Source organism: Dorea sp. AF36-15AT (assembly GCF_003477705.1).
In the GTDB taxonomy this organism is placed as follows: Bacteria; Bacillota; Clostridia; order Lachnospirales; family Lachnospiraceae; genus Claveliimonas; species Claveliimonas ammoniilytica.
Genome location: NZ_QUDV01000021.1, coordinates 1 through 1,669 on the forward strand (window position 1 = coordinate 1; position 1,669 = coordinate 1,669).

Consider the following 1,669-nt stretch of genomic DNA (forward strand, 5'->3'; position numbering starts at 1 on the left):
TAAAATGTACCCTATAGATTGGACAGTTTGAGTTTTTAAAACCCTTACCATTAGACAGTAAGTTTTAATGAAAACCCTTAAATCTATACAATGAGTTTACAGGGAACCCTTAACTTTGGACATGGTTCTGATGCCCCCCTTTATTTTGTACAAAATCGATTTTTGACTCCGATTCAGATTGATATTAAAATAAAAATGAATTGGAGGAAATTATGGCAAACAGAAAGTTTACAGAACAGGAAATGCTCACACTAAGAAATAGCAAATATGTGTTGGATGTATCACCGAGCATTGTACATTTCTCGGCAGAATTTAAAAAACTGTTTTGGGAGGAACTGTCAAAGGGCAGGCTTCCACGTGAGATTGTTTCGACTCTTGGGATAGATCCAAATATCCTGGGGGATTCCAGAATAAATGGTCTGAAAACCATGATTGGAAATGAAGTAAAAAAGGGAAATGGTTTTCGAGATCTTAACACCTATGCACAGGGCTGCAACGGATATCTGTCGGCTGAAAATCGGATAAAATATTTAGAAATGCAACTGGCATATAAAGATCAGGAGATTGAGTTTCTAAAAAAAATTGTATCGTTAAATCCGGAGGCTCCGGAATAATGAAAATACCAGCCCATGCAAAGTATCAGATTATTTATGATACTTTGCAAAAAAACGATAATCTATTGAATGTAGCTGCCATGTGCGAAATTGCAGGAGTATCCCGTTCGGGTTATTACCATTATCTTTCAACAGAAGACCAGCGAATGGAAAGAGAGGAACGGGACAGACAGGATTTTCTTTTGATTCTGAAAGCATACCAGTATCGAGGATATCATAAAGGTGCCCGTAGCATATATATGAGGTTGTTACACATGGAACCGCCGATAGTGATGAATATCAAAAAAATCCGTCGGCTGATGAGGAAATATAACTTACAGTGTCCTATCCGCAAAGCAAATCCCTATCGGAGAATGGCAAAAGCAATGGCAACTGCATATACCGCACCCAATATAGTAAACCGTGAATTCGAGGAACATGGACCAAGAAAAATTCTGTTAACAGATATCACGTATATAATAAATGGAAAAGCACCCCGGTGCTATATGTCAACAATTATAGATGCCTGTACCAAGGAACTGCTGTCATGGGTTCTCAGCGAATCATTAGAAATTGATTTTGTATTAGAAACAGTAAAACAGTTAATAGAAAAACATGGAACTGATTTAAGCACAGAAACATTAATACATAGCGATCAGGGTTCCCACTATACCAGCATTAAATTTATCCAATTGTTAAAGGATAATGAACTGAGACAGTCTATGTCACGTAGAGCAAACTGTTGGGACAATGCTCCTCAGGAATCATTCTTTGGTCATATGAAAGACGAACTGGATCTGTCAGAGTGCTACAGCTATGAGGAGATATTAAACGCAGTTAGGGATTGGACAGAATACTATAATACAGAACGTTATCAATGGGACTTAGCAAGGTTGTCACCTGTTGAGTATTATCAATATATGACAACAGGAATTTATCCTCTGATAATCCCTAAAGCAAAAGGTGAAAACAATCAATCAGAGGCATCACTTTGATGCCTCTACACAACAAACAAATATATAATAGAAATCTGAAAAGGAAAAAGTCATAGTGTCCTTGACAAAGGGTACACTTTA

General features: G+C 37.2%; 2 protein-coding genes. Both read left to right on the plus strand.

Annotation, left to right across the window (positions count from 1 at the left end):
• The first annotated feature begins 212 nt into the window (after positions 1 to 212).
• Complete coding sequence (locus DWZ93_RS14580) at positions 213 to 614, plus strand: HTH domain-containing protein (protein ID WP_118453420.1); 402 nt, start codon at positions 213 to 215, stop codon at positions 612 to 614.
• Positions 614 to 1,588 (plus strand): IS3 family transposase, encoded by a 975-nt coding sequence (locus DWZ93_RS14585; RefSeq protein ID WP_118453422.1) that lies wholly within the window; start codon positions 614 to 616, stop codon positions 1,586 to 1,588. The genes DWZ93_RS14580 and DWZ93_RS14585 overlap by 1 nt, the downstream gene beginning before the upstream one ends.
• Positions 1,589 to 1,669: the final 81 nt, after the last annotated feature.

Bases quoted from the DNA above. Each gene is read 5' to 3' on its own strand.
- DWZ93_RS14580 (WP_118453420.1), top strand. From the start codon at position 213: ATGGCAAACAGAAAGTTTACAGAACAGGAAATGCTCACACTAAGAAAT.
- DWZ93_RS14585 (WP_118453422.1), top strand. From the start codon at position 614: ATGAAAATACCAGCCCATGCAAAGTATCAGATTATTTATGATACTTTG.